21 protein-coding genes are annotated in these 25,884 nt (G+C 65.2%); 12 read left to right on the plus strand and 9 right to left on the minus strand.

What is annotated here, in order from left to right; genetic code table 11:
* Window positions 1–94 precede the first annotated feature (94 nt).
* The 4 genes from ABEA50_RS07240 (at window position 95) to ABEA50_RS07255 (ending at window position 3,770) form a co-directional block, all read left to right on the plus strand.
* The gene (locus ABEA50_RS07240; protein ID WP_345494263.1) at window positions 95–631 is read left to right on the plus strand and encodes a YdcF family protein; all 537 of its coding nucleotides are present in this window, start codon (window positions 95–97) and stop codon (window positions 629–631) included.
* A 103-nt stretch (window positions 632–734) separates the two neighbouring features.
* Complete coding sequence (locus tag ABEA50_RS07245) at window positions 735–1,259, plus strand: PASTA domain-containing protein (RefSeq protein ID WP_345494264.1); 525 nt, start codon at window positions 735–737, stop codon at window positions 1,257–1,259.
* Between the two features lie 139 nt (window positions 1,260–1,398).
* The gene (locus tag ABEA50_RS07250; protein WP_345494266.1) at window positions 1,399–2,625 is read left to right on the plus strand and encodes an acyl-CoA dehydrogenase family protein; all 1,227 of its coding nucleotides are present in this window, start codon (window positions 1,399–1,401) and stop codon (window positions 2,623–2,625) included.
* Complete coding sequence (locus tag ABEA50_RS07255) at window positions 2,625–3,770, plus strand: acyl-CoA dehydrogenase family protein (RefSeq protein WP_345494267.1); 1,146 nt, start codon at window positions 2,625–2,627, stop codon at window positions 3,768–3,770. The genes ABEA50_RS07250 and ABEA50_RS07255 overlap by 1 nt, the downstream gene beginning before the upstream one ends.
* A 67-nt stretch (window positions 3,771–3,837) precedes the next feature.
* Here ABEA50_RS07255 and ABEA50_RS07260 read toward each other — a convergent pair whose 3' ends face one another.
* Together ABEA50_RS07260 and leuA are read right to left on the minus strand one after the other, a co-directional pair.
* A complete protein-coding gene (locus ABEA50_RS07260; RefSeq protein WP_345494268.1) occupies window positions 3,838–5,703 on the minus strand; it encodes a nucleotide-binding protein in 1,866 nt (621 codons plus the stop codon).
* 220 nt (window positions 5,704–5,923) lie between these two features.
* Window positions 5,924–7,717: a 2-isopropylmalate synthase gene (leuA, locus tag ABEA50_RS07265; protein WP_345494269.1), complete on the minus strand. Its 1,794-nt coding sequence runs from the start codon at window positions 7,715–7,717 to the stop codon at window positions 5,924–5,926.
* Window positions 7,718–8,282: 565 nt separating this feature from the next.
* Here leuA and ABEA50_RS07270 point away from each other — a divergent pair.
* Both ABEA50_RS07270 and ABEA50_RS07275 read left to right on the plus strand, forming a co-directional pair.
* Entirely contained in the window at window positions 8,283–9,902 is a 1,620-nt protein-coding gene (locus ABEA50_RS07270) for a GMC oxidoreductase (protein WP_345494270.1), read from the plus strand.
* Between the two features lie 116 nt (window positions 9,903–10,018).
* On the plus strand, window positions 10,019–10,834 hold the full coding sequence (locus ABEA50_RS07275; RefSeq protein ID WP_345494271.1) for an ion transporter: 816 nt from the start codon (window positions 10,019–10,021) through the stop codon (window positions 10,832–10,834).
* Between the two features lie 120 nt (window positions 10,835–10,954).
* Here ABEA50_RS07275 and ABEA50_RS07280 read toward each other — a convergent pair whose 3' ends face one another.
* A complete protein-coding gene (locus ABEA50_RS07280) occupies window positions 10,955–11,422 on the minus strand; it encodes an SRPBCC family protein (RefSeq protein WP_345494272.1) in 468 nt (155 codons plus the stop codon).
* Between the two features lie 223 nt (window positions 11,423–11,645).
* Window positions 11,646–12,224, minus strand: coding sequence for a TetR/AcrR family transcriptional regulator (locus ABEA50_RS07285; protein ID WP_345494273.1), 579 nt, complete (start codon window positions 12,222–12,224; stop codon window positions 11,646–11,648).
* A gap of 69 nt (window positions 12,225–12,293) precedes the next feature.
* On the opposite strand from ABEA50_RS07285, the gene ABEA50_RS07290 reads away from it, so the two are divergent.
* A complete protein-coding gene (locus ABEA50_RS07290) occupies window positions 12,294–12,869 on the plus strand; it encodes a dihydrofolate reductase family protein (protein ID WP_345494274.1) in 576 nt (191 codons plus the stop codon).
* Between the two features lies 1 nt (window position 12,870).
* Here the strand turns inward: ABEA50_RS07290 and ABEA50_RS07295 are convergent, their stop codons facing one another.
* On the minus strand, window positions 12,871–13,281 hold the full coding sequence (locus ABEA50_RS07295; protein WP_345494275.1) for a YjbQ family protein: 411 nt from the start codon (window positions 13,279–13,281) through the stop codon (window positions 12,871–12,873).
* 166 nt (window positions 13,282–13,447) lie between these two features.
* Between ABEA50_RS07295 and ABEA50_RS07300 the strand changes: the two genes are divergently transcribed.
* On the plus strand, window positions 13,448–14,713 hold the full coding sequence (locus tag ABEA50_RS07300) for an aspartate kinase (protein ID WP_345494276.1): 1,266 nt from the start codon (window positions 13,448–13,450) through the stop codon (window positions 14,711–14,713).
* Window positions 14,714–14,718: 5 nt separating this feature from the next.
* Complete coding sequence (locus ABEA50_RS07305) at window positions 14,719–15,753, plus strand: aspartate-semialdehyde dehydrogenase (protein ID WP_345494277.1); 1,035 nt, start codon at window positions 14,719–14,721, stop codon at window positions 15,751–15,753.
* A gap of 150 nt (window positions 15,754–15,903) precedes the next feature.
* Here ABEA50_RS07305 and ABEA50_RS07310 read toward each other — a convergent pair whose 3' ends face one another.
* Window positions 15,904–16,479, minus strand: coding sequence for a TetR/AcrR family transcriptional regulator (locus ABEA50_RS07310; RefSeq protein ID WP_345494279.1), 576 nt, complete (start codon window positions 16,477–16,479; stop codon window positions 15,904–15,906).
* A gap of 85 nt (window positions 16,480–16,564) precedes the next feature.
* Window positions 16,565–17,920 (minus strand): serine hydrolase domain-containing protein, encoded by a 1,356-nt coding sequence (locus ABEA50_RS07315; RefSeq protein ID WP_345494281.1) that lies wholly within the window; start codon window positions 17,918–17,920, stop codon window positions 16,565–16,567.
* Window positions 17,921–18,125: 205 nt separating this feature from the next.
* Between ABEA50_RS07315 and ABEA50_RS07320 the strand changes: the two genes are divergently transcribed.
* The 3 genes from ABEA50_RS07320 to ABEA50_RS07330 all read left to right on the plus strand — a co-directional run bounded on the left by ABEA50_RS07320 (window position 18,126) and on the right by ABEA50_RS07330 (window position 23,513).
* Window positions 18,126–18,491 (plus strand): RIP homotypic interaction motif-containing protein, encoded by a 366-nt coding sequence (locus tag ABEA50_RS07320; protein ID WP_345494282.1) that lies wholly within the window; start codon window positions 18,126–18,128, stop codon window positions 18,489–18,491.
* A gap of 14 nt (window positions 18,492–18,505) precedes the next feature.
* Window positions 18,506–22,246 (plus strand): nSTAND1 domain-containing NTPase, encoded by a 3,741-nt coding sequence (locus ABEA50_RS07325; protein ID WP_345494283.1) that lies wholly within the window; start codon window positions 18,506–18,508, stop codon window positions 22,244–22,246.
* A 361-nt stretch (window positions 22,247–22,607) separates the two neighbouring features.
* The gene (locus ABEA50_RS07330; protein WP_345494284.1) at window positions 22,608–23,513 is read left to right on the plus strand and encodes an aminoglycoside phosphotransferase family protein; all 906 of its coding nucleotides are present in this window, start codon (window positions 22,608–22,610) and stop codon (window positions 23,511–23,513) included.
* Between the two features lie 164 nt (window positions 23,514–23,677).
* On the opposite strand, the gene ABEA50_RS07335 is transcribed toward ABEA50_RS07330, so the two are convergent.
* Together ABEA50_RS07335 and ABEA50_RS07340 are read right to left on the minus strand one after the other, a co-directional pair.
* A complete protein-coding gene (locus tag ABEA50_RS07335) occupies window positions 23,678–24,991 on the minus strand; it encodes a hypothetical protein (protein ID WP_345494285.1) in 1,314 nt (437 codons plus the stop codon).
* 188 nt (window positions 24,992–25,179) lie between these two features.
* Window positions 25,180–25,878 carry a 2OG-Fe(II) oxygenase gene (locus tag ABEA50_RS07340; RefSeq protein ID WP_345494286.1) on the minus strand — a complete coding sequence of 233 codons (699 nt, stop codon included), beginning with the start codon at window positions 25,876–25,878 and terminating at the stop codon, window positions 25,180–25,182.
* Between the last annotated feature and the right edge of the window lie 6 nt (window positions 25,879–25,884).

A 25,884-nucleotide genomic window follows, 5' to 3' on the forward strand; every position in this document is an offset into this window, starting at 1 on the left:
CAACAGTAGGTGTACATGTGGCGACACGCACACTGTAACCAGCCTGACCTGCGGCAACATTGAGAAGGCCGCAGGGCTCGTTAGCATTCTTCCGGTGCGCCGCCGCCGAGGAACCGTCACCGTGCTCGGTGTCGCGCTCGTCGTTGTCGTCTTCGTCGCGGCGCTGTGGCCGGTCTATGTGCGTCCGCGTACCGAGTCGCCCGCTGCCGCCGATGCCATTCTCGTTCTGGGCGGCGCGCACGACGGCCGTGAGGAACTGGGCCTGCGTTTGGCGCGTGCGGGTTACGCACCGCGCGTCTTGCTTTCGGACCCCTACACCAACAGTGCGTTGGTGAACCGAATCTGTCACGGCGGCTACAGCTTCGAGGTGCACTGCTTCGACCCGTCCCCGCGCACCACCAGGGGCGAGGGTCGAGAACTCGCTCGCCTGGCCACCGCGAACCAGTGGCGGCGAGTCATCGTCGTCACCTTCACCCCGCACATCTCCCGCGCCCGCTACATCCTCGGCAAGTGCTGGCAAGGCGAGCTCTTGTTCGTCGACCCCGCGCCGAATCTGTCCCCGCTACGCTGGGCCTACGACTACGCCTACCAGTCGGTGGGCTACACCAAAGCCTTCTTCCAGGATTGCTAGCAGCGTCGTACCCGGCCGTAACGGTTGTGATCCGCATCACGAACTATCGGTGTGCGTGGAGTTCCGACGCACGGGGCCAAGCAAATGGCAAGGGAGACCATCGATGGTGAATCCGACTACGGGGTTCGGCTACCACTACGGCGAGCGAGAGTTCGGGTGTCATCGGGGACGGCGTGTGGCCGCCACGCTGGGCGCGATGTTCGCGGCCTCGGCGATGGCACTGACGACGGTCGGTTGCGCGGCGGGCGAGCCGACACCTGTCGCCGACGTGACGAGCGTCGTGCCGACTGCTGCGGTGGTGAGCACCCTCGCGCCTACTTCCGATCCGGTGCCGTCATCTGTTCAGGCTCCGCCGCCCGCGCCGGTTGCGACGTCGGAACAGCAAGGGGCGGAACGTGTTCCGATGCCCAATGTGGTCTGCATGAACCTGCAGGATGCGCAAAATGCGATTCAAGCCGCCGGGGTTTGGTATTCGCGTTCTGCTGACGCGACCGGCGCGGGGCGAAGGCAGGTAGTGGACCGCAACTGGATTGTCGTCTCGCAGACACCCGAGCCGGGCGTTCCCGTCGGAGAGGGTGACGCCTTGCTCTCCGCCGTCAAAGTCGGCGAGCCGAACCCCTGCGGCTGACCTTCGCCCACTTCGCCGCTCGAGTAACTGCTGGCATATGACGTCAGTTTGACGCGGTGAGTTGAGCAGGCATACATTCTCTCTCGTGGCGGTGTTCGCCGACACGAGTGGTATTGGTGCGCACCCTCTGGGAGGGCGGATGGAATTCGGCTGGTCGTCGGAGGAATTGGCGTTTCGGGACGAGGTGCGAGAGTTTCTCGACGCGAAACTGACGCCGCCATTGCGGCGGGCGGGGCGGTTCGCCACGAGCGTCTACCCCGACCACGAGGCCAGCATGCAGTGGCAGGCCACCCTGTACGAGCGCGGATGGGCGGCGCCCGCGTGGCCGGTGGAGCATGGCGGGTGCGATTGGAACCCCATGCAGCACTACATCTTCCAACGCGAATCCACTCTCGCCGGCGCACCGACCTTGTCTCCGATGGGGATCAAGATGGTCGCACCCGCGATCATCGAGTTCGGTACTGCTGAACAGCGAAGCTTCTATCTGCCGCGCATCCTGACCGGTGAAATCTTCTTCTGCCAAGGCTATTCCGAGCCCGAAGCCGGATCCGACCTCGCCTCGCTGAGCATGTCGGCCATCGACGACGGCGCGAACCTCGTCTGCACCGGCAGCAAGATCTGGACCACCCACGCCGGCGAGGCCAACTGGATCTTCTGCCTGGTCCGCACCTCGCGCGCGGGCAAGAAGCAGCAGGGCATCACCTTTCTGCTCATCGACATGACCACGCCGGGCATCGAGATCAGGCCACTGGTGATGACCTCCGGTGAACAGGTGCAAAACCAGGTCTTCTTCGACAATGTCGTGGTTCCGAAAGCCAACGTGCTCGGCAAGATCGACGAAGGTTGGACCGTCGCGAAGTACCTGCTCGTGCACGAGCGCGGCGGCGCGATGGCCCCCTACCTCCAGGTCATGGCCCAGGATCTGGCACGGGAGGCGGCCCGTCAACCCGGCCCCGACGGCCGCTCACTGATGGACGACCCCGCCTTCGCCGCGAAACTGGCCGAGGCGCGCATTCGCACCGAGGTGCTGGAGGTCCTCGAGTTCCGGACCATCGCGGCAATGGAACGCGGCCAGAACCCCGGTGCGGCCGCCTCGATGCTGAAGATCCTCGCCACCGAATTGAGCCAAAACCTCACCGAACTGGCATTGGCGGCAGCGGGTCCGCGCGGTCGCGTCTACCAGCCGCACGCCACCATGCCCGGCGGCCCGATCGCCGAATTCACCCCGCCCGCCGACGATTACCACAGCGGCGAGCAATGGCAGGCCGTGGCGCCCCTGCGCTACTTCAACGACCGCGCCGGTTCGATCTACGCGGGCAGCAACGAGATTCAGCGAAACATCCTCGCCAAAGCATTGGGGCTCTGATGGACTTCACCCGCACCGACGAGCAGGAGCTGCTGCGCTCCGGCCTCGCGCGTTTCCTCACCACCCGCTACAACCTCGACGACAGCCGCCGCGCCGCCAAGTCCGCGGGGTGGCAGCCCGCGGTGTGGCGGGGTTTCGCCGATGAACTCGGCATCCTCGGCGCGATCCTGCCCGAACGCGTCGACGGCATGGGTGGTGGACCCGTCGAGCTGATGGTGATCGCCGAAGAACTCGGCCGCGCACTGGTGGTGGAGCCGTTCGTCGACACCGTCGTGATCGGGGGCGGGCTACTGAACCGATCCGGTGGTGACCGCGCCGACGAGATCTTGCGCGACATCGTCTCCGGCGCGGCGCGGCTCGCCTTCGCCGCGCTGGAACCCACCTCGGGCCATTGCCTGCACGACGTGTCGACCACCGCGCGCCTCGACGGCGACCACTGGGTGATCAACGGTGCCAAGACCGTCGTCACCAGCGCACCGTTGGCGACGCAACTGCTGATCACCGCGCGTACGGCCGGTCAGCGTCGCGAGCAGGCCGGAATCTCGTTGTTCGGCACCGAGTTCGACGTGCACCATCCGCCGAGCGGCATCGAGGTGCACTCCTATCGCACGATCGACGACCGGGTTGCCTCCGACCTCGTCTTCACCGATCTGCGCCTGCCCGCCGCCGCCCTGCTCGGCACCGAGGGCACCGCGTGGGTGGTGATCGAACCCACCATCGACGACGCGATCGCCGCCATTGCCGCCGAAGCTGTCGGCTGCATGCGCACCGTGCTCGGCGACACCATCGAATACGCCAAGCAGCGCCACCAATTCGGCCAGCCGATCAGCGGATTTCAAGTCTTGCAGCACCGCATGGTCGACATGTTCATGGAGTTGGAGCAGGCCGCCGCCGCGGTGCACTTGGCGATCTACGCACTGGACGCCCCGGACAAGGATCGGGCGCGCGCGGTCTCCGCCGCGAAGGTCACGGTGGCGCGCGCCGCCAAATTCATCGGCCAGAACGCGGTGCAACTACACGGCGCGATGGGGATGACCGAGGAGCTGGCGATCGGCCATTACTTCAAGCGGCTCACCGCCGTGGAGCACGAATTCGGTTCCAGCGAAAGTCATCTGGCGCGCTACGCGGAACTGACCAGAGGCTGAGAAAGCACGGAAAGCACGAAGCCGCTGTGGCGCGAAGGGAACCTTTACGCCACAGCGGCTTCTCGTGTCAGAAGCCCTGCTGTCCGCCGCCGCGGTAGGGGTTGGCGCCGGCGATGAAATCGAAATCGTCGGCCACCATCGCCGCCAGTTCCAGCAGTGCACGCCGGGTCGGTTTGCTCACCAGTTCCAGGTCGATCTCCGCGCCCTCGGCCAGGTGATCGTCGAACGGCACCACCTGCACCGCACGGGTGCGGTCGAGGAACAGTCGGCGTAGCTGATCCAGATCCACCGTGGACGCGCCGCGTCGAGACGCGTTCACCACCACGACGGTTCGTTCGACCAGCTTGTTGTAGCCGTGGTGGTCGAGCCAGTCCAGTGTCGCCGAGGCGCTGCGCGCACCGTCGATCGCCGGGGAGGTCACCAGCACCAAGGAGCTGGCCATATCGAGCACGCCGGCCATCGCGGAGTGCATCAGACCGGTACCGCAGTCGGTGAGAATAATGTTGTAGAACGACTGCAACACACCGATCGCGCGACGGTAATCGGCCTCGCTGAACGCTTCGGAGACCGCGGGATCCTGCTCGCTGGCAAGCACTTCCAGTCGGCTCGGCGCCTGCGAGGTATGCGCTCGCACATCCGAGTACCTGCTGATGTGGTGGTCTTCGAGCAGGTTGCGCACCGTCGAACGGGTCTGCCTCGGCACCCGGTGGGCCAGCGTGCCCAGGTCGGGATTGGCGTCGATCGCGATCACGCGGTCGCCACGCACCGAGGAGAACGTCGACCCGAGCCCCACGGTGGTGGTGGTCTTGCCGACACCACCTTTGAGCGAGAGGATCGCGATCCGATAGTCCCCGCGCACCGGCTGATTGACGCGTTCGATCAGGTCGCGGTGCACGATGTCGGCCGCGGACTCACCGGGATTGATGATGCCGCCGGACGCCTTGTGCACGGCCTTACGCCAGCCACCACGCGGTGACTTCCGTGCGCGCTTGAGCAAATTCAGGTCGTTGAGGCCCTGGCCGGGTCCGGGATTGGGGAACTGCTGCGGCTGGAACGGCTGCTGCTGCTGCTGCCCAGGCGGCGGCCCGCTCTGCCAACCCGACGGCGGCTGGCTCTGCTGCTGCGGTGGGGGTTGCTGCTGGTACTGCTGCGGGGGCGCCTGCTGCTGCGGCGGCTGGTTCATCGGCGGGGGCGGCGGCGCCCAACTGTAGATCGGGCCCGCCGAATCCGACTGTGGAGCAGCGGTTTCCTGCGACGGTGCTTCCTGACCGATCTCCTGCTGCGCCGCACCGTAGTGCTGGGTGGCCGCGTTCGGATCGAAAGGTTGGCCACCGGTGCTGTAGGCGTCGTTCGGGTAGCCGCCTTGGAATCCACCGGCCTGCTCGGGCGGAATCGGCTGATAACCCTGGTCTGGCGGGGGTTGCTGGTAACCCTGGTACGGCCCACCGACCTCCGGCGGTAACTGCTGCTGGAACCCACCTTGCGGCTCGGGTGCCGGCCAACCACCGGTCTGGAAGTCCTGCGCGAATCCGCCTTGCTGGGGTGCGAATTGCCCCGGCGGCGGAGGCGGCGCGTACGGGTTGAACTGTTCGGGAGGTCCCGGCGGCGCGAAACCCTCAGGCGGCGCGAAGCCCTCCGGTGGCGGAAAGCCCTCCTGCGGCGGGTTCTCCGGCGCGGGGAATTGCGTCGGCAACGGCTCCTGCGGAAAGACCGTCGTCTGATCGGGAGTCGGCTCGTCCTGCTGCGTGGTCGAACCACTCGGCGACGGTGTCACCTCGGGTTCGGTTGTCGCCTCGTTGTCGGTCGGCTCCGGTCCGTGCTCGGTGGCGGGGGACTCGGCCGACGAAGGCTCGGCTTCGGTGACGTCGCCGGTGTCTACCGAATGACTTTGCAGCCAAGGCGGAGAGGTCGGATTCTGGTCGTCTGGTGTCACAGTTCCCCCATCTGCTCGGGAGCGAGCAGAGAGCTCGGCGCTTGAGTGCGAACCAACGCTAGCACGGTGTTCGCTACCTCGTGTCGCGGTATGGGCGCGGTGGTCGGGCGGGCGATTGTCGGTCTCCGACAACAGGATCGATGCGGCCGGACGCCAAGGGTACGCAAGTACCTTCGGCGCCCGGCCTTTTCTTCGCTCGAGGTGGGGGTGGTGTTATCGGTCAGTGTGCGCGGTTGACCGCCGAAACCACCGCGCGCAGCGACGCCGTGGTGATCGAGGTCGCGATACCGACACCCCACACCACCTTGTCACCGATCGCACACTCCACGTACGCGGCGGCCTGCGCGTCATCGCCGGAGGACATCGCGTGCTCGGAGTAATCGAGCACGCGTACGTCGTAGTTGATGGTGGCCAGCGCGTCGACGAACGCGGCGAGCGGACCATTGCCCTTGCCCGTGACCTCCTGCTCGACACCGTCGACCTTGACGACCGCGTTGATCGAGTCGACGCCGCCGTCGGTCTCGGAGTTGGTCACCTTCTGCCGGATGCGTTCCAGCGGCAGTACCGGGCTCAGGTACTCCGAGGAGAACACGTCCCACATCGCCTTCGGGGTGACCTCGCCGCCCTCGCCGTCGGTGATCGACTGCACGGCCTGGGAGAACTCGATCTGCAACCGGCGCGGCAACGCCAGGCCGTGATCGGTCTTCATGATGTAGGCGACGCCGCCCTTGCCGGATTGCGAATTCACCCGGATGACCGCCTCGTAGGTGCGGCCGACATCCTTGGGGTCGATCGGCAGGTAGGGCACCTCCCAGACCACGTCGTCGATGTCGGCGCCCGCCGCGTCGGCGTTGGCCTTCATCGCGTCCAGACCCTTGTTGATGGCGTCCTGATGACTGCCGGAGAACGCGGTGTAGACCAGGTCGCCGCCGTAGGGATGGCGCTCGTGCACCGGCAACTGGTTGCAGTATTCGACGGTACGACGGATCTCGTCGATGTCGGAGAAGTTGATCTGCGGGTCGACGCCACGCGAGAACAGGTTCATGCCGAGCGTGACCAAACAGACATTTCCGGTGCGCTCGCCATTACCGAACAGGCAGCCCTCGATGCGGTCGGCCCCGGCCTGGTAACCGAGTTCGGCGGCGGCCACCGCGGTGCCACGGTCGTTGTGCGGGTGCAGCGACAGCACGATCGAATCGCGACGTGCCAGGTTGCGGCTCATCCACTCGATCGAGTCGGCGTAGACGTTCGGCGTCGCCATCTCGACGGTCGCCGGCAGGTTGATGATCATCGGGTGCTGCGGCGTCGGCGCGATGATCTCCGAGACCGCGTCGCAGACCTGCTTGGCGTATTCGAGTTCGGTGCCGGTGTAGGACTCGGGGCTGTACTCGTAGCGCCAGTTGGTGTCGGGGTAACGCTGCTGGATCTCCCGGCACAGCGCCGCGGCGTCGGTCGCGATCTTGCGGACCGCGTCGCGGTCGGCGCGGAAGACCACCTTGCGTTGCAGGATCGAGGTGGAGTTGTAGAAGTGCACGATGACGTTCTGTGCGCCGACGCAGGCCTCGAAGGTGCGCTCGATCAGTTCGGGGCGGCACTGGGTGAGCACCTGGATGCTGACGTCGTCGGGGATCGCGCCGTCTTCGATGATCTCGCGGACGAAGTCGAAGTCGGTCTGGCTGGCCGAGGGGAAGCCGACCTCGATCTCCTTGTAGCCCATGCGCACCAGCAGGTCGAACATGCGGCGCTTGCGGGCGGGGCTCATCGGATCGATGAGCGCCTGGTTGCCATCGCGCAGGTCGACGGCGCACCAGCCGGGCGCCCGATCGATGATCTTGTCCGGCCACGTGCGATCGGGCACTGTGATCGGCTCGACTTCCTCGGCGAACGGCCGGTAACGGAAGGTCGGCATCGAGGAGTCGCGCTGCGTGTTCCAGGACGGCTGGTCGGCCGGAGTGGGCTTCGCGGGCGGCGTGATGTTTCGCGGGCCGGAAATGAATGCATCGGCAGAGGTCATGACGATTTCTCCGAGGGGGTGTTTGTGTGTCCCGAAGGGGCTGGGTCCCGAGGGGGCTTGACTGGACCGGCGCGGCGAAACCCCGCGACGGGTGCCGGTCTGATCAGAGCCCGTCGCGGCGGCTGAGGAGAAGCGCCCGCTGCATGATGTCGGCAACTTTACGCGCCACCGTGTCGGTCCGAAAGCCTGGGGGGTTCATGATCGAGTCAGCCCGCGACGCAGCGCTCACGTCGCCGACGATGATCTGAACAGGCGTTCAATTCGGTTCGGTGTGTTGTCGAGGCCGAGTGGTCGGCGAATGCGGCAGGTTCTGTTTCGCAGTGCGCTCAGTCCCGACCATCGGGCCGCAAATCACATGCTCATCGGGACCCGTTGACCAGTCCATGCGGCGCACCGCCGAAATTGCGCCGGCGCCGGGCTCACCGATAAGACGACACCGGCTACCTGTGTCGACCATCGGTAACGCGGTGCGCACGAATTGTCCCGTGCCGCAGGAGGAACCACTGTCGTTCGGGGCGAATTGCGGTAGTCTGCGCTCGGCCATGCGTGATGAGGGAGGTGGCTGGTGCGCAGACGCACCTTCTTCAAGGCGGCTGGGACGGCCGCGATGCTCGGTGCGGCCGGGACGGAGCTGAGCGGTGTTCCTGCTGGCGCCGACCCGATGTGGGCGTCGCTGTTCCGCGATTGGGTGCCGGAAATCTTTGCACCCCTTGCTGATCCGCCCGAACACACCGAGGCGATCGTGATCGGTTCCGGTTTCGGTGCCGCGGTGACCGCGTTGCGTCTGGCCGAGGCCGGGGTGACCAATACCGTGCTGGAGCGTGGCTCTCGATGGCCGAACGATCCGTGGCGGGAGATCTTCACCGGCGACGATCTGCCCGACGGCCGTGGCTTCTGGCATCGCACCAGTTTCACCGGTGTCACCAAGGTGCCCATGCAGTTCGCCAGCTTCGGCGGCGTACTGGACTGCACCGAGTATCCGGGCATCGACGTGTGGCGTGCGGCCGCGGTCGGTGGCGGCTCGGTGGTGTTCACCGGCGCGATGATCGCCCCGGAACAACGCTTCTTCGACCACCTCTTCGGCGGCACCGTCGACTACGGCGAGATGGCGAATGTGTACTTCCCTCGCGTGCGAGAGATGTTGCGGCTCAACTCTATTCCCGCCGATCTCTATGCCGCGGAGCCGTTCGCGCATTCCAGGGCGTGGGACGACCAGGTCCGCAAGGCGGGGTTCCAGCCACAACCCAACGACTCGATCTTCAACTGGGACATCGTGCGCGGTGAACTCGCGGGCGCCACGAAGCCCTCGGCCACCGTTGCCCGTAGCAATCTCGGAAATTCCAACGGCGCCAAGTTCGATTTGAACCAGAACTATCTGAAGTACGCCCAGGACACCGGGAAATCAGCGATCTACTCCGGCCACCAGGTCGAGTCCATCGCACAGGAACCGGGCGGGCGATTCTCGGTCACGGTGACGAAACTCGCGCCGACCGGTGACGTGCTCGGCACCCGCACCTTGACCTGCGACCGCCTGTTCCTCGGCGCCGGTTCGATCGGCACCTCCGAGCTACTCGTTCGCGCGCAGGCCACCGGCACCCTGCCCAACCTCAACGAACACATCGGTGACGGCTGGGGCACCAACGGCGACGTGGTGCTCGCCCGAGGGGCCAGCTCGCTCGCCGGGTTCGGTCAGGGCGCGCCGAGCGCGAGCCGCATCTTCGACGAATCGGGTACTCCGCTCACCCTCGAAAGTTGGTACATCCCCGGCATTCCATTCGAGACCGGTGCGTTGGCCTCCCTCGGCATGGTGCTCGACCCGGTGCGCACCCGCTTCGGTTTCGACGCCGCGAGCAACCGCGTCGGCCTCAGTTGGTCGACGAAGGATCGCGACGACACCGTCGCCGCGGCGCGCGCGGTGGATCATCGCATCGCCGAGCGTGCCGATTCGGTCGCGGAGTACGGCGCGCTCGGCTATGACGCGAACGCGTTGTTTACCGCACATCCGCTGGGTGGCGCGGTCCTCGGCAAGGCGACCGACGGCAACGGCAGGGTGCACGGGCACCCCGGTCTCTACGTGATGGACGGCGCCGCGATTCCGGGTAGCACCGGCACGGTCAATCCGTCGCTGACGATCACCGCGTTGGCCGAGCGGAACATCGAGGCGATCGTCCGCGCCGGTCGGTGACCGAACGCGGCGTGCGTTCGTGACGGTTCGCCCGGTCCTCGATTCGCAAGTGTCAGTAATTCTCGCGGGGGGTACTACCGTCAGCGGGATCGTTCGGCGTTGAAAGGGATTCTCACGTGGCAGTTCCGACCGCTTCGGCCAGTGGCGCAGCAGCCGACCACGATCTAGCCGACGGCAACTTCCCGCGCAAGCCGCCGACCTTGTGGACCGACTTCGCCATGTTGGCGTTGGCGATCATCTCGGTCGTACTGGTCGGCTGGATCACCTTCTTCGACGTGTCCGGCCACACCTATCACACGATCATGGTGGTCGACTGGACGGTGTGCGGGGTATTCGCGCTCGAATTCCTGTGGCGCTGGCGCCGGGCCGGGTGGCCGTGGACGTTCCCCTTCGTCTACTGGTACGAGGTCCTCGGCATGATCCCGGTGACCAGCCCGATCTTCCGTGGTTTCCGGTTACTGCGCATCGTGGTGATCCTCGTGCGTCTGGCGCGGGTGGCCGATCGGGTGTTCGGTGACCGGATCACCGCGGCGTTGGTCGGTCGGTTCGTCGGCACGATCGTCGAGGTGATCAAGCGTCCGATGACCATCGCGGTGATGGACGAGGTGACCTCCGTGCTGCGCACCGGCAACTACACCCGCAACATCGCGAACGCGCTGCACGAGAACCGTGCCGAGATGGACGACATGATCGTGGACATGGTCAAGAAGGATCCCAAGGTGGGCCGGGTGCGCTATATCCCGTTCCACGACGAGATCATTCGATTGATCGCGGATACCACGTTTCGCATGGTGTTCCAGGTGCTCGACGACCCGCGCACCGACGAGTTGGTCGCCGATGTGATCAGGGAGAACGTGGATCAGATGCGTGCGGCGGTGAATTCGCGTGGCGGTCGGGCCGCGCCCTCGGCACACGGCCCGACCGCGACGTAGCCGCGCGGTCGCCGGGGGCGACTCGGTGACCGGCTGGAAACGCACCTCGTCGGCATCGATCACGGGGCGCATCGGCGCATTGTCGGGCGCCGATACCGTGGCGTCGGCGATGCCATTCGGCTATAAAATCTCGTATTGCTCGGGGTTGTCCGGCGCGGGGAACTGTTCGACGAAGGCGATGAAACTCGGCACCATTGCTTCGCTGGCTTTGCGGAGGGTGCGCTTGAGCAAGATTCCCGGCACGGGCAGCGAGATCTGGACGTCGGTGTGGTACCAGATCTCGGTGCCGTCCTCGGTTTCGGCGAGGTCGAACCAGCCGCCGCCCTTGGCGCCGCGCGAGCTGTCGACGACGGTCCAGGACGACCGGGTGGCGGTCCACTCGTATTCCAGTACCTGCAGGTCGGAGCTGCCCATGACGTCGGCTTTGACGAAGACCCTTTCCGGGCGTCCCGCTTCGTCTCTGGTGGCTACGCGCGCATCCCGGTAGGTGCTGGACCATTCCGGCAGCATTTCCACCGCGGCCAGGGCGTCCATTACGTGCGCGGGATCGAGGTCGACCACGAATCTGATGTCGGTCTTCGTGCGCATGTCCTACCTCCGGCCCCCGCGATCAAGTCGGCCGATTCTCTCCAGCGATTTCGGGTTCGTCAACCGTTGTGACGCTTGTGCGACGGAGGTTCCGGATATTTTCGGCAGACTTCCGCATCCAATCACGGATTGGAAACGGCAGCAATGACTTCCGTGCTCATAGTTTGCCGTGAAAAATCCCGGATATCGGTGACAGTGATATGTAACACAGAAATTCGGTTGCTCATTTTCCGGAATCGGTGACGCGGCGGACGGCGATCTCGATCAAGTCGTGCTGCTGGCGCTCGGTGAACACCTCGGGCAACGTGAGGCGCTCGACGATCAGCCAGTTGAGTGCCAAGTAGAGCAGCAGCACCGTGTTCTCGTCGCCGGGCAGGCCCGCCTCGAGGTGGTTGCGCACGTTGAGGTCGATGTCGGCGCGCACTCGTTCGCTCAGTACGGCGCGTAGTTCGGGTCGTCGGGTGGCCTCGAGTCGGAGTTCGAGGAGGGCGAGGTATCCGGTGCGGAACGATTCGACGCGTCCGACGGTTTCGTGCATCAGCTCGGTGATGTTCTCGCGGGTCTTCGGCCCGTCGGTCAGCTGGGTCATGGTCTCGGCGCTGGGTTGGAGTCGCTCGTAGTAGCGGCTGCCGACCTGGGTGAGCAGGTCGTCGCGGTTGGCGAAGTAGTTCGACGCGGTGCCGACTGGGACCGCGGCCTGCTTGTCGACCGCGCGGAAGGTGAGTCCGCGCGCGCCGTCCTCGGCGAGCACTTCGATCGCCGCGTCCAGTAGCGCTTGCCTGCGCTCAGGGTTTGTCCGCACTTGACACCACTCCAGTTGTAGTTCTAGCGTTTCTAATCACTACAGTCAGAGTACAACGGAAGAAGTGATATGCGAAAACTCGTCTACTACGTCGGCGTCTCGATCGACGGCTACATCGCGGGCCCGGCCAACGAGGTCGAGTTCTATCCGGTCGCCGACGAGTTGGTCGACTGGATGAAGACCACCTACCCGGAGGTCCTTCCCACGCCGATGCGACCCCACATCGGCGTTCCGTCGGACACGCCGAATCACCGCTTCGACACGGTCATCATGGGGCGCGGCACCTATCAGCCCGGACTCGATATCGGTGCCACCAGCCCGTATGCGCACCTGCGCCAGTACGTGGTCTCCCGCTCGTTCGGCAAGAGCGCCGATCCCGCCGTCGAGGTGGTCGACCACGATCCACTCGGCCTCGTACGACGCTTGAAAAGCGAAGTGGGCGGCGATATTTGGTTGGCGGGCGGCGGTAATCTCGCCGGTCAGCTACTGACGGAGATCGATGAGCTGATCATCAAGAGCTATCCGGTGGTCGCCGGTGCCGGTGTCGCGGCGTTCACCGACGGGTTCCGCCCGACCGCGTTCACCCCGACCGAACGGAAGAACTTCGCCGACGGCGTCCAGGTCAGCTGGTTCACCCGAGGATGAATCATGACAAGAACGACAGCCGCACCTGTCGGTCGGGATTGTCGACATTCAGGTCGACGAAGGCGACGGACTGCCACGTGCCCAGCGCGATACCGCCGCTGAGCACGGGCAACGTCGCGTAGGGCGCGATCATCGCTGGCATGACGTGCGAGCGCCCGTGTCCGCGCGAACCGTGCGCGTGGCGCCATCGATCGTCGGCGGGTAGCAGCTCACCCAGCGTGGCGAGCAGGTCGTCGTCGCTGCGGGCGCCCAATTCCAGCACCGCGACTCCCGCCGTCGCGTGCGGCACGAAGATATTGAGCAGCCCGTCACCTCCTTCGGCGGCCGTGCGCACGAACTCGGCGCACTGGTCGGTGATGTCCTGCACCACCTCGTGGTGTCCGGTATGTACCGCGAGCAGAGTGCTCTTCATATCGTCATCGTCCCGCAATTCGGATTCGCCGAAAGTCGGCTCCGTCGAATGGCAAGCAGCGGTAGGCTTTTGCCGAGGTCAAGAGGTGTGCCGTGCTCCAATCGTTACCGACCGGTACCCTGGATGCTTGTTAGCAGCTTGATTGTCGATCTTGGAGGACCCTGTCGTGGCTCTCGTAGTTCAGAAGTACGGAGGATCCTCGGTCGCCACCGCCGACCGGATTCGGCGCGTGGCTGAACGGATCGTGGAGACGAAGAAGGCGGGCCACGACGTGGTCGTCGTCTGCTCCGCCATGGGTGACACCACCGACGAGTTGCTCGATCTCGCCGAACAGGTTTCACCCGCTCCACCGGTCCGGGAAATGGACATGCTGCTCACCTCCGGTGAGCGCATCTCCAACGCGCTTGTGGCTATGGCTATCCACTCGCTCGGCGCCGAGGCACGCTCGTTCACCGGCTCTCAGGCCGGTGTGATCACCACCGGCGCACATGGCAAGGCGAAGATCATCGATGTGACGCCTGGTCGCCTGCGTGAGGCACTGGATGAGGGCCAGATCGTCCTGGTCGCCGGATTCCAGGGTGTCAGCCAGGACAGCAAGGACGTCACCACGCTCGGTCGTGGCGGCTCCGACACCACCGCTGTCGCGCTGGCCGCCGCGCTGGAAGCCGACGTGTGTGAGATCTACACCGATGTGGACGGGGTGTTCACCTCCGATCCACGCATCGTGTCGGACGCTCAGCAGTTGGAGCAGGTCTCCTACGAGGAGATGCTGGAACTGGCCGCCTGCGGCGCGAAGGTGCTGATGCTGCGTTGCGTCGAGTACGCGCGCCGCTACAACGTGCCTGTGCACGTGCGGTCGTCCTACACCGACAAGCAGGGCACCTACGTTTACGGATCGATGGAGGACATCCCCTTGGAACAGGCAATTCTCACGGGCGTCGCGCACGACCGCAGCGAAGCCAAGGTGACGATCATCGGGCTTCCGGACGAGCCGGGCTACGCCGCCAAGGTATTCCGTGCCGTCGCCGACGCCGAGATCAATATCGACATGGTGTTGCAGAACATCTCGAAGGTCGATACCGGCAAGACCGACATCACCTTCACCCTGCCCAAGTCCGACGGCACCCGTGCGGTCGAGATGCTCACCAAGCGGCAGTCCGAGATCGGCTTCGCGCAGATCCTCTACGACGACCACATCGGCAAGGTGTCGTTGATCGGTGCCGGTATGAAGAGCCACCCCGGCGTCACCGCCACCTTCTGTGAGGCGCTCGCCGAATCCGGTGTGAACATCGACCTCATCTCCACCTCGGAGATCAGGATCTCGGTGCTGGTGAAAGACACCGAACTCGACCAGGCGGTGCAGGTGCTGCACCGCGCCTTCGACCTCGGCGGCGACGAAGTGGCTGTCGTGCACGCCGGAACGGGGCGGTAATCACCATGGGTGTACGTGTTGGTGTGGTCGGCGCGACCGGACAGGTCGGTGCCGTCATGCGGAAACTGTTGGAAGAGCGCGATTTTCCCGCCGACGAGGTGCGATTCTTCGCGTCGGCGCGTTCGGCGGGCAAGAAGCTGCCGTGGCGCGGTGGTGAGATCGTCGTCGAGGACACCGAGACCGCGGATCCCAGCGGACTCGATATCGCGTTGTTCTCCGCGGGTGCCACCATGTCGCGGGTGCAGGCTCCTCGGTTCGCCGCGGCGGGTGTCACGGTGATCGACAATTCGTCGGCGTGGCGCAAGGACCCCGATGTGCCGTTGGTGGTGAGCGAGGTCAATCCCGAGCAGACCCGCAACCTGGCCAAGGGCATCATCGCGAACCCGAACTGCACCACCATGGCCGCGATGCCGGTGCTCAAGGCATTGCACGAGGTGGCGGGGTTGCGCAGGCTGATCGTGTCGAGCTATCAGGCGGTGTCGGGTAGTGGCCTCGCCGGTGTGGAAGAGCTGGTGTCGCAGGCGCGTGCGGTGATCGATGATGCCGAGAAGCTCACCCATGACGGCAGCGCCGTCGAGTTCCCCGCGCCGAACAAGTACGTCGCGCCGATCGCCTTCAATGTGTTGCCGCTGGCCGGTTCGCTGGTCGACGACGATTCCGGCGAAACCGACGAGGATCAGAAGCTGCGCAACGAGAGTCGCAAGATTCTCGGCTTGCCCGATCTCGCGGTGAGCGGCACGTGCGTGCGTGTCCCGGTCTTCACCGGCCACTCGCTGTCGGTGAACGCCGAGTTCGCCGAGCCGATTTCGGTCCAGCAGGCGCAAGAGATCCTGGCGAAGGCCCCCGGTGTGGAGCTCGTCGAGGTGCCCACCCCGCTCGCCGCCGCGGGCAAGGACAATTCCCTCGTCGGCCGCATTCGCCGCGACGAAGGCGTCCCCGACAACCGCGGCCTCGCGCTGTTCATCTCGGGCGACAATCTCCGAAAGGGTGCCGCCCTCAACACCATTCAGATCGCGGAGGTTCTCCTCGAGAGCCGCTGACCGGTTGCGCCGATGGGCCCCGCTCCGGGTGGAGTGGGGCCCATCGGTGTTCGCGCCCACAGCTGAGCGATCCTCGCGTGCGGTTCGCCGTCTGGGTGAGCGCAGCGGGTGGTGCCGCTGCGATTTCCGCGTGCTGCACGACAGCGCGCTTTACTGAGGGACTACGGGGATCCACTGTGTGCGCAAGCCGTCGAAGATCACCGCGAAGATGCGGCCGCGTTGCGCGGGGTCGGTGTGATGCGCTGCGGCGAAGGCGCCCTTGAGCATTCGCATCAGGTCGGCGATGTCGATGTCGGTGCGGACCGCGCCGCAATCCTGTGCGCGGGTCAGCAGCGGAGCGATCGCCGCGTGCAGTTCACCGTCCGGGCGGCCGTAGCGGGTGGTGTCGTGCCCCAGTGCGTCGGAGAGATCGCGTTTGACGGCGCCGTCGCGTTGGAGCCGGTCGAGTAGGTCGAAGAAGGCTTGGCCTGGCTCGTCGGCGTCGGCGAGTTCGCGTGCGTGACCGATCACTCGCTCGACGCGGTCCACGATCGCGGCCTCGAACAGTGCCTCCTTGGTGGGGAAATGGCGGTAAACGGTGCCCGCACCGACACCGGCTCGCCGGGCGATCTCATCCAGCGGGACCGAAATCCCCTCCTCGGCAAACGCTTCCTGCGCGGCGGCGAGCACGCGTTCGCGATTGCGGCGGGCGTCGGCGCGCAACGCGCGGGGCTCGAGGTCGGTCACGATTGTCGATTCTACCGGCGCCACCGATAAACGGGGCGCGCGTTCCGGAAATATCGGAGCGCGGCCTCGTCGCGTGCGGTCGTGCTCAGCGAATGCCGGGTGTGCGCGGGTCGGGGCCGAGGCAGACGAGGATGACGCAGCCCGGTGCGGTGTCGGCGAACGGCGCGGCGAGCGGGACGTTCAAGCAGGAGAAGACGTTGCAGCCGGGGTAGGCCGCAGGGCCGATCCCGAAGACCGCGAGCAGTAGGCCGGAGTCGATGTAGCTACCGGGATCGAGGTCCAATGGCGGTTCGACGTACGGACCGGGGTCCGGGACGGGCTGGTCGTCGAACGCGGCGAACAGCCTGCGGAAGAATTCGTGCGGCAGCTCTTTGGTATTCGCGACGATGCCGGAAAGCCCGTGGCTGCTGACGTCACCGAAGACGCCGGTCCACACCACGGTGAGGTCGAGGCTGGGAATGATGAACACGTTCTGCAAGCCCAACCCGGACATCGAATAGACATCCGGCGGAAGGAAATCCGCGGTTTCCGCGCAACCGGCACCCACCCAGAACAAATAGCCGTAGCAATCGTTCGCCGCAGACGGCGTGCGCGCCTTTCGCAAGTATTCCGACGAAACAATTCGCCGATCGCCCCACCGCCCGTCGTTGCTCACCAGCAGTCCGAGCTTGGCGAAGTCCTTCGGCGGGATCATCAGGTGCGCGTATCCGTAGGTGTGTCCCGATCGGTCACGCGCCCAGTAGTAGTCGCCGCGTTCGATGCCGAGCGGGTCGAACAGCTCGCGCTGCGCGAACTGCTGCAAGGGTTCGTCGACCGCCAGTTCCAGCACATAGGAGAGCAGGTCGACATTGCGTTGGCTGTAGCTGAATTCGGCGCCGGGCGGGTTGATCAACGGAACGCCGAGCGCCTGCACCGCACTGTTCGGGTCGAGCGGAATCACGCCGGTGATGCCCTCGGTGAGCACTCCCGTTTTCATCCCCGACGCTTCGGTAAGCAGGTTCTCCACGGTGATCGACCGGTGTTCCGCGTCTCCCAGGCCGGGTGGCAGATAGCGATCGATGGGCGCGTCGAGATCGAGTTTCCCCTCATCCCACGCCATTCCGGCCAGCACTGAGACCACACTTTTCGTGGAGCTCCAGATATTCCACGCCACATTATCGGTCTGCGCATTGGTCGGTCCCTCGCCGATCAAACAATTGTGCCGAAAAACCTGCACATTCAATCTATTTCGACCGGCCGCGAACCCCAACGCTGCCTCGAGCTTGCGCGCATCCAATCCCACCTGCTCGGGCGCGGCACGCTCCGGCTCCCGCCCGGACTGCACCGAGCACTCCACCCCCGGCGCCTCCGCCTGCGCCTGCTGCACCCCCACGCCGAATACACCCCCGGCCACCAGCGATACCGCAGCCACCCGAGCCACAACCCTACGAATACGCCCCATACGCAAAGGTTAGCGCGCAGACCGCGATTCCCCTGGTCAACGGGCAGGATGAATCGGACGCGTTATCCGATCGTGCGGCACCGGATACCGGTGTGCCCGTGCGGCACGATCCCGAGCCCGGCGTGGTCGAGTCCGCCGCGCGACTCGCAGCGCGCGCGAATGGTGCTGTGTTACGTTGTGCCACAGCTCATGTGGGAGGGCAGCAATGGATATTTTGACCATTATCAGCACGGCGTTGATCGCGGGGGCGGCCGCCGGGGGCAAGGATGCGGCGTCAGCCGCCGTTCGTGATGCGTACGGCGCGTTGCGTGATCGCCTCGGCGGCGGGAATGTCGGCGAGGTGGTCGAGGCGAACGAACTGGCACCGGGCGGCAATATCGGCGAGCTCGAAACGACGCTCGAACAGCATCTTCGGGCAAGCGACACCGAGCAACTGCGCGCCGCGGCGGAAACGTTGTTGTCGCGATTGCCTTCTGACCAAGTCGACCAGGCGCGCAATCGCGTAGATCTGAGTCACGCCAAGGGGGTCCAGATCGGTAATCACAACACCCAACACAATAGTTTCGGCTGAGACCGAGGTCTGCTGTGGCGACCGACTCGGCTGACGACGAGCGCGACGAGCACGGCCGGGCGGTGGACGCCCGCGCGGCGCGGGGTGTGCAGGTCGGCGATCACAACACCCAGGTGATCTACAGCTATCACGGGACGTGGACCGACGGTGTGGCGCCCGCGCCGTTGGTGGGTGTCGGCGGCGAGGTCGAGTCGCCCTACCGGGGGTTGGGGTGGTTCTCCGAGCGTGACGCGCCGTTCTTTTTCGGCCGCGACACCGTAATCGATGAAGTACTGCAACGCCTTTCGCTGCGGGTAGAGCAACCGGACATCCTGATGGTGTCCGGTGTGTCCGGAGCGGGAAAGTCTTCGTTGGTGCATGCCGGAGTTCTTCCGCGCGTTCGTGGACAAGGCTTGCTCGCGGCGCCGAGCGCACACTCGTGGCCACGGCTGGTCCTAACTCCCGGCCACGCCCCACTCGACGAACTAGCGTTGTCCTTCGCGCGGGTATCGGGATCGGATGCGGCGGCGGTTCGCCGTGAGCTGCGGGCGGACCCAACCGGTTTCGCGGTGCAGGCGGCTCAGGCCGCACACACGGTGCCAGCGTCGAACAACGGCCCGCGCGGCTTACTGCTTGTGGTGGATCAGTTCGAGCAAATCTTCACCCAATGCGAGGACGAGGTACAGCGCCGCGCCTTCATCACCGCGCTGCACGCGGCGGCGACAGCCGGTAACGCCGACGCGGTGGTGCTGGTCGTTCTGGTGGTCCGTGCGGATTTCGGAGACCGCTGCGCCGATTACGAACCGTTGACCGAGGCGGTTCAGCACCGCTACCTGGTGACCGCGATGACCGAGCGACAGTTGCGCATGGCGATCACCGAGCCTGCCAAGCAGGCCGGAGCGCGCGTAGACGATGATCTCGCACAGCAATTGCTGCGCGAGACCCACAGCCGCACCGAAGATTCGTCGATAACGTCGGCTGCCGGGGTGTTGCCGCTGCTGTCGTATGCCATGGACCGAACCTGGCGGCTGCGTGCCGGTGACACGCTCACCGTCGCCGATTACGACCGCAGCGGTGGGTTGGAGAAAGCGGTCGCCGAGAGCGCGCAGCGCGCCTACGAATCACTCGATGATCGTCGACGCCACCTCGCACGGCGCATCTTCACTCGGTTGGTCATCAGCGGCGCGGACGGCGTCGAAACCGCGGATCGCGTACACCGCGACACTTTGGTGTGGGAGGGCATCGACGTAGCCGATGTCGACGCGGTACTCGCAGCCTTCACCGACGAACGCCTGCTCACCGTTGGTGCGAAAACCGTGGAGATCAGTCACGAAGTGCTGCTGTCCAAGTGGCCGCTGCTGCGCGATACCTGGTTGGCCGAGACGCAGGAGAATCGTGCGGTCTGTGCGCGCGTCCGGGTTGCGGCAGCCGAGTGGGAGCGGGGTGGTCGCGACCCCGCGCATCTGTACTCCGGCAGTGTCTTGGACAACGCCGTCACGACTGCCGCCGCGGTCGCGGCAGATCCGGCACGATACCCACCGCTCGGCGTTACCGAGACGGAGTTCCTTGCCGCTGGTACGCGGGCAAGTCGTCGGCGCACCGTCCAGCGCCGAGCCGCGCTCGGGGTGCTGATCTTCCTGGTGGTAGCCCTGGCGGCCGCGGCGCTCGTCGCGGTCCGTATCGGTGTCGATTTGGCTGATCAACGCAACCAGGCCGTCGCGAGCGAGCTGGTGAGCAGCAGGGATCGTCTCGCATCCTCGGACCCGTTCGGTTCGCGCGTGTCGGCTTTGGCGGCGGGGCGCATCGACCCGAGCGCGAAAACGCGGCACGGCATGCTGACCGCTGTGGGTAATCCTGCGGTAGCCAGAATCGCTCACGACGGTTTACTGACTTCGACCGCGCTCAGCGCGGATGGCAATACTCTGGTGACGGGTGACCTGGACGGACCTGTCGAGCTGCGAGACATGGCCAGCAACCAACCGCTTGGCGAACCCTTCATCGCCCGTAATGGACCGGCGTGGTCTCTTGCGCTGAGCGCGGACGGGAGCACCCTCGCCATCGGGGGCGATGGCACCGTCGAGTTGTGGGATGTGCCAGAACACCGCCTGCTCGCCGAGCCTTTCGGCGACCACGACGGACCGGTGTGGTCGGTAGCTCTCAGTAAGGATGGCAAGACCCTCGCTACCGGCGACGATGGGTCGGTTCGTTTATGGGATGCCGAAAGCCACGAGCGCCTCGGCGAACTGCTCGCCGGTAACACCGACGGGACGAACGGCATGGCGTTCAGTCCCGATGGCACGACCTTTGCCGCCGGTGCCAGCGACGGCACGATTCACCTGTGGGACGTCGAGCACCGCACACCGGCCGATACGCCACTGGTCGGGAGTGACAAGTCGGTGCGGTCGGTGGCCTTCGGTCCCGATGGAAAAACGCTGGTCAGCAGTGGACGCGACAACGAAGCGCGGTTGTGGGATGTCAAGGGACGCAAGCTGTTGCGAGACCCGCTTAAGGCAGGGCGGCCGGTGGACTCCGTGGCGTTCAGTCCCGATGGCAAGACCGTCGCCATCGCCACCAGCGCGGGAGTCGACCAGGTGGACAGCGAGATCGTGTTGTTCGACGTGGAAAACAACCGTCAGCTCGGCAGACCACTCACCGGTCACAGCGGTGCGGTGGACACGATGACCTTTGGCCCAGACAGCAACTCGCTCGTCAGCGGCAGTGAAGACAACTCGGTCCGGGTGTGGGATGTCAGCGGTCGTAGGCCCGGTAGCGAGCAGATCATCGCCAAGGACGCGAAGGCGAGCGAGACGGCATTGAGTCGGGACAGCAGGACCCTTGCTGTCGGCGCGGGCGAGGGTGCGCTGCGGTTGTGGGATGTGGAGCACAACCGTCCTCGTGGTGAGCTGATCACCGCGTATCGGGACTTGTCGCCGCGGCCGTTGGTGTTCAGCCCAGACGGCAGGACCCTTGCTGTCGGGACCGAGGAGGGTGTGCTGCGGTTGTGGGATGTGCGGAACAACCGTCCCCGTGGAGCACCGACTACCGCGTACCGGACTCTGTCGCCGCAGCCGGTGGTATTCAGTCCCGACGGCAACACTGTCGCCATCGGGACAGCCGACGACACGGTCCAGTTGTGGGATGTGGAACATGATCAACCACGAGGCGATCCGATCACCGCCCGCAACGGCACGGTGATGTCGATTGCGTTCCACCCCAACGGAAATGTTCTCGCTATCGGCGGAGATAGTACGGTCCAGTTGTGGGATCTCGAGGCCCACGGTGCACTCGGAAAACCACTGCCCATTCACAACAGCGGATCCGTGTTTTCGATGGAGTTCAGTCCCGACGGCAAGACTCTCGCTACCGGCACTCTCAACAGCACCGTCCAGCTCTGGGATGTCGAGAACCAACGGTCGCGCGGCGAACCGCTCAACAGCAACGAAAACTTTTCCGTTGGCGTGATGGCGTTCAGCCACGACGGTGAAACCCTCGCCACCAGCACAACGGACAGAACGGTCCAGCTGTGGGACGTCGAGGGCAACGGCCCGATCGGCGAACCACTCACCAGCCCCGGAGGTCGAGTGGGGGCGGTCGCGTTCGGCCCCGAGGACGATACTTTGGTCGATGCGACCCGTGTCTCCGAGGTATCGCTGTGGGATGTGGGATTCACCGGCAACCCCGCACAATCACTGTGCGCGGTAACCCCGAATTGGTTCACCGAAGACAAATGGAACGAATACGTACCTGCCGAGCTCGCGTATCGAAAGCTGTGCTGACGAGCGATCGCAGTGCTTGCTTTCCATCCACTCTGCGACGAACATCGAAGCAGAGCAACAAGTTCGACGATCAGGTTTCCCCGGCGGGAAGCCGCACCGGCTGCCGGTTGTTCGGCCGACCCTACGTACCTGGGTGCACCGGCGACCTGTTCCGGGAGGAAGAGCGCGACTCATCAGTCGTGACGATGGCGCACGACGTGCTCCCTGTACCTGCGTGATGACCCTGTCGAGTGGGAGCGGGGGCACGGTGGTCGGTCGTGTTCCAGGTCGTGTTCCCCGCGCACGCGGAGCGGGTCCGCTTGGGCAGGCAACGACGTAAAAAACACTTGCCGCGCCCACTCGTACCGCAGAACATGTCGCGATGACCGAATCAGCGGACAGCCGCGCAGGAATCGATGCAGCCTTGGTCACGCGGCTGATCGCGTCCCAGTTTCCACGATGGAGTCACCTGCCGGTCGTGCCTGTGGCCAACGATGGTTGGGACAACCGCACCTATCGTCTCGGCGAGGAGATGACCGTCCGGCTGCCGACTGCCGCCGGTTATGCGCCCGCCGTCTCGAAGGAAGATCGTTGGTTGCCGAGACTGGCTCCCGTGCTTCCGGTTTCGGTCCCGGAAGTGCTCGCGCAGGGCGAGCCGGGTTGCGGCTATCCGTTCTCGTGGTCGGTCCGCCGTTGGATTCCCGGCGAGGCAGCCGACCGCGCCGTCATCGACAGTGCTGTCGAATTCGCCGTATCCGTCGCAGAGTTCATTCGCGCCTTGCAGTGCAGCGATACGACCGAGGCCCCGTTGGCTGGCGCGCACAGCTTCTACCGAGGCGCGGCGCTGCGCCACTACGACCAGGAAACCCGTGACTGCCTGGACGCTCTCGGTGATCGCGTCGACACCATCGCGGCGACCGCTGTCTGGGAGAACGCCCTTGCCTCTGAATGGCAGGACGACCCGGTGTGGTTCCACGGCGACATCGCGCCGGGAAACCTGCTGATCAACCATGGAAAGCTGACCGCTGTCATAGATTTCGGAACCTGCGGCGTCGGAGATCCCGCCTGCGATCTGGTGTTGGCTTGGACCGCGTTGTCAGGAGAAAGCCGCGCAGCCTTCCGACGGACGATCGACCTGGATAACGCCACCTGGGGACGCGCTCGCGGCTGGGCGCTGTGGAAAGCATTATTGATGTTGGTCGACGGTCAGCCAACCGATCCTGGCCTGCACGTACGCAATCGGCATATCGTCGACGAAATCCTCACCGATTATCAAGCCTCGAGGTAACGGCGCGAGTGCATCCTGACAGGCGGTGCGCGGGGGCAACCAGTTGACGGCCGCAGGGCGGATCTCGTAGAGGTCAATGTCTCGTAGGGTGAATGCCGACCGCAACCCGGTGCTGTACCGAGCATCGCGATTGATCGCACAGCTCGGTTCGCCGCTCGGTGCGGTCAGAGATCTATCTCGAATTGATCTCGAAGATGGGCATGTTCAAGACGGACCATGCTTTCTTGGCTGGCGATGCTCGGCGTACAGCGATAGACGCCCTCATCGAATATCTCGGCGTAATAGTGGTCGATATGGCCGTGGTAAGGCGCGAGAAAATCATGCATCGCCTCGGGCTCTTCGGGCAGATCGGCCAAAATCTGCTCGAAGACCTCCCGGTGGTAGGCCACTGCGTGGGTAGTGACCATGCCGGACGCGTGGCGCAGGAAGCTCGCCCCTGAAACTGGAGCGTCGCCGCCGATCGGGTGCGTATTGTAGAAACCGCCCAGGTAGAACAGCTTCCAGGGCACCCCCATCAACTCCTCGACACTGCGGCGCAGCACCCATTTCGTGCCGCGCAGGAACACCGCGTCGTCTTCGAAGACCAGGATGCTGTCCAGGCCGCGCCGCTGGGCCATGGCGATTGCCCGCCGGTGCGACAACGCGCAACCGAGTTGATAACGCCACGGCGTCGCCACTGCGGGCAGGCGCTGAACCCTGTCGGCGATCCCTAGCTCGGCGAAGCGTGCCGCCATTCGCGTCCAGCGCTGTGGCTGTTGGTCGGCGTTGATACAGACGAGGGCGTCGAAGGCGTCGAAGGGGTTGTTCCTGCTCGACTGCCAGTGGGCGACATGATGATCGACCCACTCCGGCCCCCGACCTTCGAGGTAGTGCTCGATGATCGGCTCGGTGGCATACCCGGCATGTTCCCAGCACAGCAGATAGGTGAACAGCAGGTCTGCTTCCCAGCCGAATGCCGAGTGATCATGATCGGGGGTGTAGCTCCACCGCAGAAACGGCAGGCAGAGCGTACGTCTGGCCCGTGCCCGGAACAGCTTGTGCAGGTACCCCGCCGGACCGGTACTCATCCCCAGCCGGGGATCGATGCCGGGCCAGCAGTCCTTGCGGCACGCGAAGACTCCGAGATCCTGCATTCCGATCTCGAAAGGCGCACCCGACAGACGATCCGAACGCGGATCCCGACCTGGAACGCCGAAAATCCCACGATGCCAGACCGGCTCCAGTTGGGTGACATCCCGCGCTTGCGGTCCGCAACTCATCGGACCCTGAAGCAGGTCCCGGCAGTCGGGATGTGCGGTGATGAACTCGCCCAAGCGGTCGAGCGCAGAGTCGTTCAGGTCAGTTCCCGGCCGCAGGCACAGCACCCAGTCGGCCCTGGCGTTGTCGAAAAGCGTGTTGGCCGCGCAAGTCCCCGGCTGCGTAGGCAGCCACCGCAGATCGCCACAATGGCCAACTCGCGGACGAGCCGAGTCGAGCAACGATCGACCGTGCTCAGGACTGGTGACGACAACGATCTCGACGTGATCGGCGCAATCCAGTGTGCTCAGAGTCGTCAGGGTCTGCTTGAGCTGAGCAGCTGTGGCGATGACGCCGACGGTGAGTAGTGGACGACCGATCGCTGCCTGCCGCGCTGCCCGGATCGGGGTACGGCTGCGCGTCGGGCTGGTCAACTGATCCATCCCCGCAGTGCGAATCGGGAGCCGGTGGGATCGCCGGGAGACGCGTTGACAGGTCGCAGATCAGCCGGCCTGGTCACCGGTCGCAATGTGGTCGGTGCGGAGGCGGGGAAGAACACGATGGTGTCGTGTTCGACGGGGCAATCTCGGTACTCGGCATCCACCACAGGCCGCCCATCGCGAACCCCGACATCGTGAATGCGCAGCTGACCACCGTAAAAGCGCCGTGGCCTCGTGTGCAGCCAGTAGACGAAACCGACTCGGCGCAGCTCATCGCGGGGTAGCGTGTGCGTGCTCAGCTGATCTCGGTCGTCGCCTGTCACCAGCTCGAAAGTAAGGCGGGGACCCGCGGGCGGTTCGACGTCCAGTAGGTCACAGACCGTATCGGTGAGATCACCGACAACAGTGGCCAGCGCGGTGATGGTCGGGGTCCTCGAGTCGCTGCGCACGGTAAGGCCGGGCCTCTCCTTCGCGCCGGCTACAGCGATCTGTGCCAGCATCCGATCCGCCGCGGCGACGCCGAGGACGTCGCGGAATCGGCACAGCGCCGAGGCCGACGTCGCTTCGGCTCGGTTCTGTTTCCGCTCGGGACTGTCGAAGACGACCGACGAAACAGCCTGCGTTACCAGTGTCTTCGGGTTACCGATGCCACCGATTCGGTCCAGGTCCGATCCCACCACTATTGCCATCAGTGC

This window comes from Nocardia callitridis (genome assembly GCF_039543305.1).
GTDB classification, from domain to species: Bacteria; Actinomycetota; Actinomycetes; order Mycobacteriales; family Mycobacteriaceae; genus Nocardia; species Nocardia callitridis.

Bases quoted from the DNA above. Each gene is read 5' to 3' on its own strand.
- ABEA50_RS07245 (WP_345494264.1), top strand. From the start codon at position 735: ATGGTGAATCCGACTACGGGGTTCGGCTACCACTACGGCGAGCGAGAG.
- ABEA50_RS07250 (WP_345494266.1), top strand. From the start codon at position 1,399: ATGGAATTCGGCTGGTCGTCGGAGGAATTGGCGTTTCGGGACGAGGTG.
- ABEA50_RS07255 (WP_345494267.1), top strand. From the start codon at position 2,625: ATGGACTTCACCCGCACCGACGAGCAGGAGCTGCTGCGCTCCGGCCTC.
- leuA (WP_345494269.1), bottom strand. From the start codon at position 7,717: ATGACCTCTGCCGATGCATTCATTTCCGGCCCGCGAAACATCACGCCG.
- ABEA50_RS07280 (WP_345494272.1), bottom strand. From the start codon at position 11,422: ATGCGCACGAAGACCGACATCAGATTCGTGGTCGACCTCGATCCCGCG.
- ABEA50_RS07290 (WP_345494274.1), top strand. From the start codon at position 12,294: ATGCGAAAACTCGTCTACTACGTCGGCGTCTCGATCGACGGCTACATC.
- ABEA50_RS07295 (WP_345494275.1), bottom strand. From the start codon at position 13,281: ATGAAGAGCACTCTGCTCGCGGTACATACCGGACACCACGAGGTGGTG.
- ABEA50_RS07305 (WP_345494277.1), top strand. From the start codon at position 14,719: ATGGGTGTACGTGTTGGTGTGGTCGGCGCGACCGGACAGGTCGGTGCC.
- ABEA50_RS07315 (WP_345494281.1), bottom strand. From the start codon at position 17,920: ATGGGGCGTATTCGTAGGGTTGTGGCTCGGGTGGCTGCGGTATCGCTG.
- ABEA50_RS07320 (WP_345494282.1), top strand. From the start codon at position 18,126: ATGGATATTTTGACCATTATCAGCACGGCGTTGATCGCGGGGGCGGCC.
- ABEA50_RS07330 (WP_345494284.1), top strand. From the start codon at position 22,608: ATGACCGAATCAGCGGACAGCCGCGCAGGAATCGATGCAGCCTTGGTC.
- ABEA50_RS07340 (WP_345494286.1), bottom strand. From the start codon at position 25,878: ATGGCAATAGTGGTGGGATCGGACCTGGACCGAATCGGTGGCATCGGT.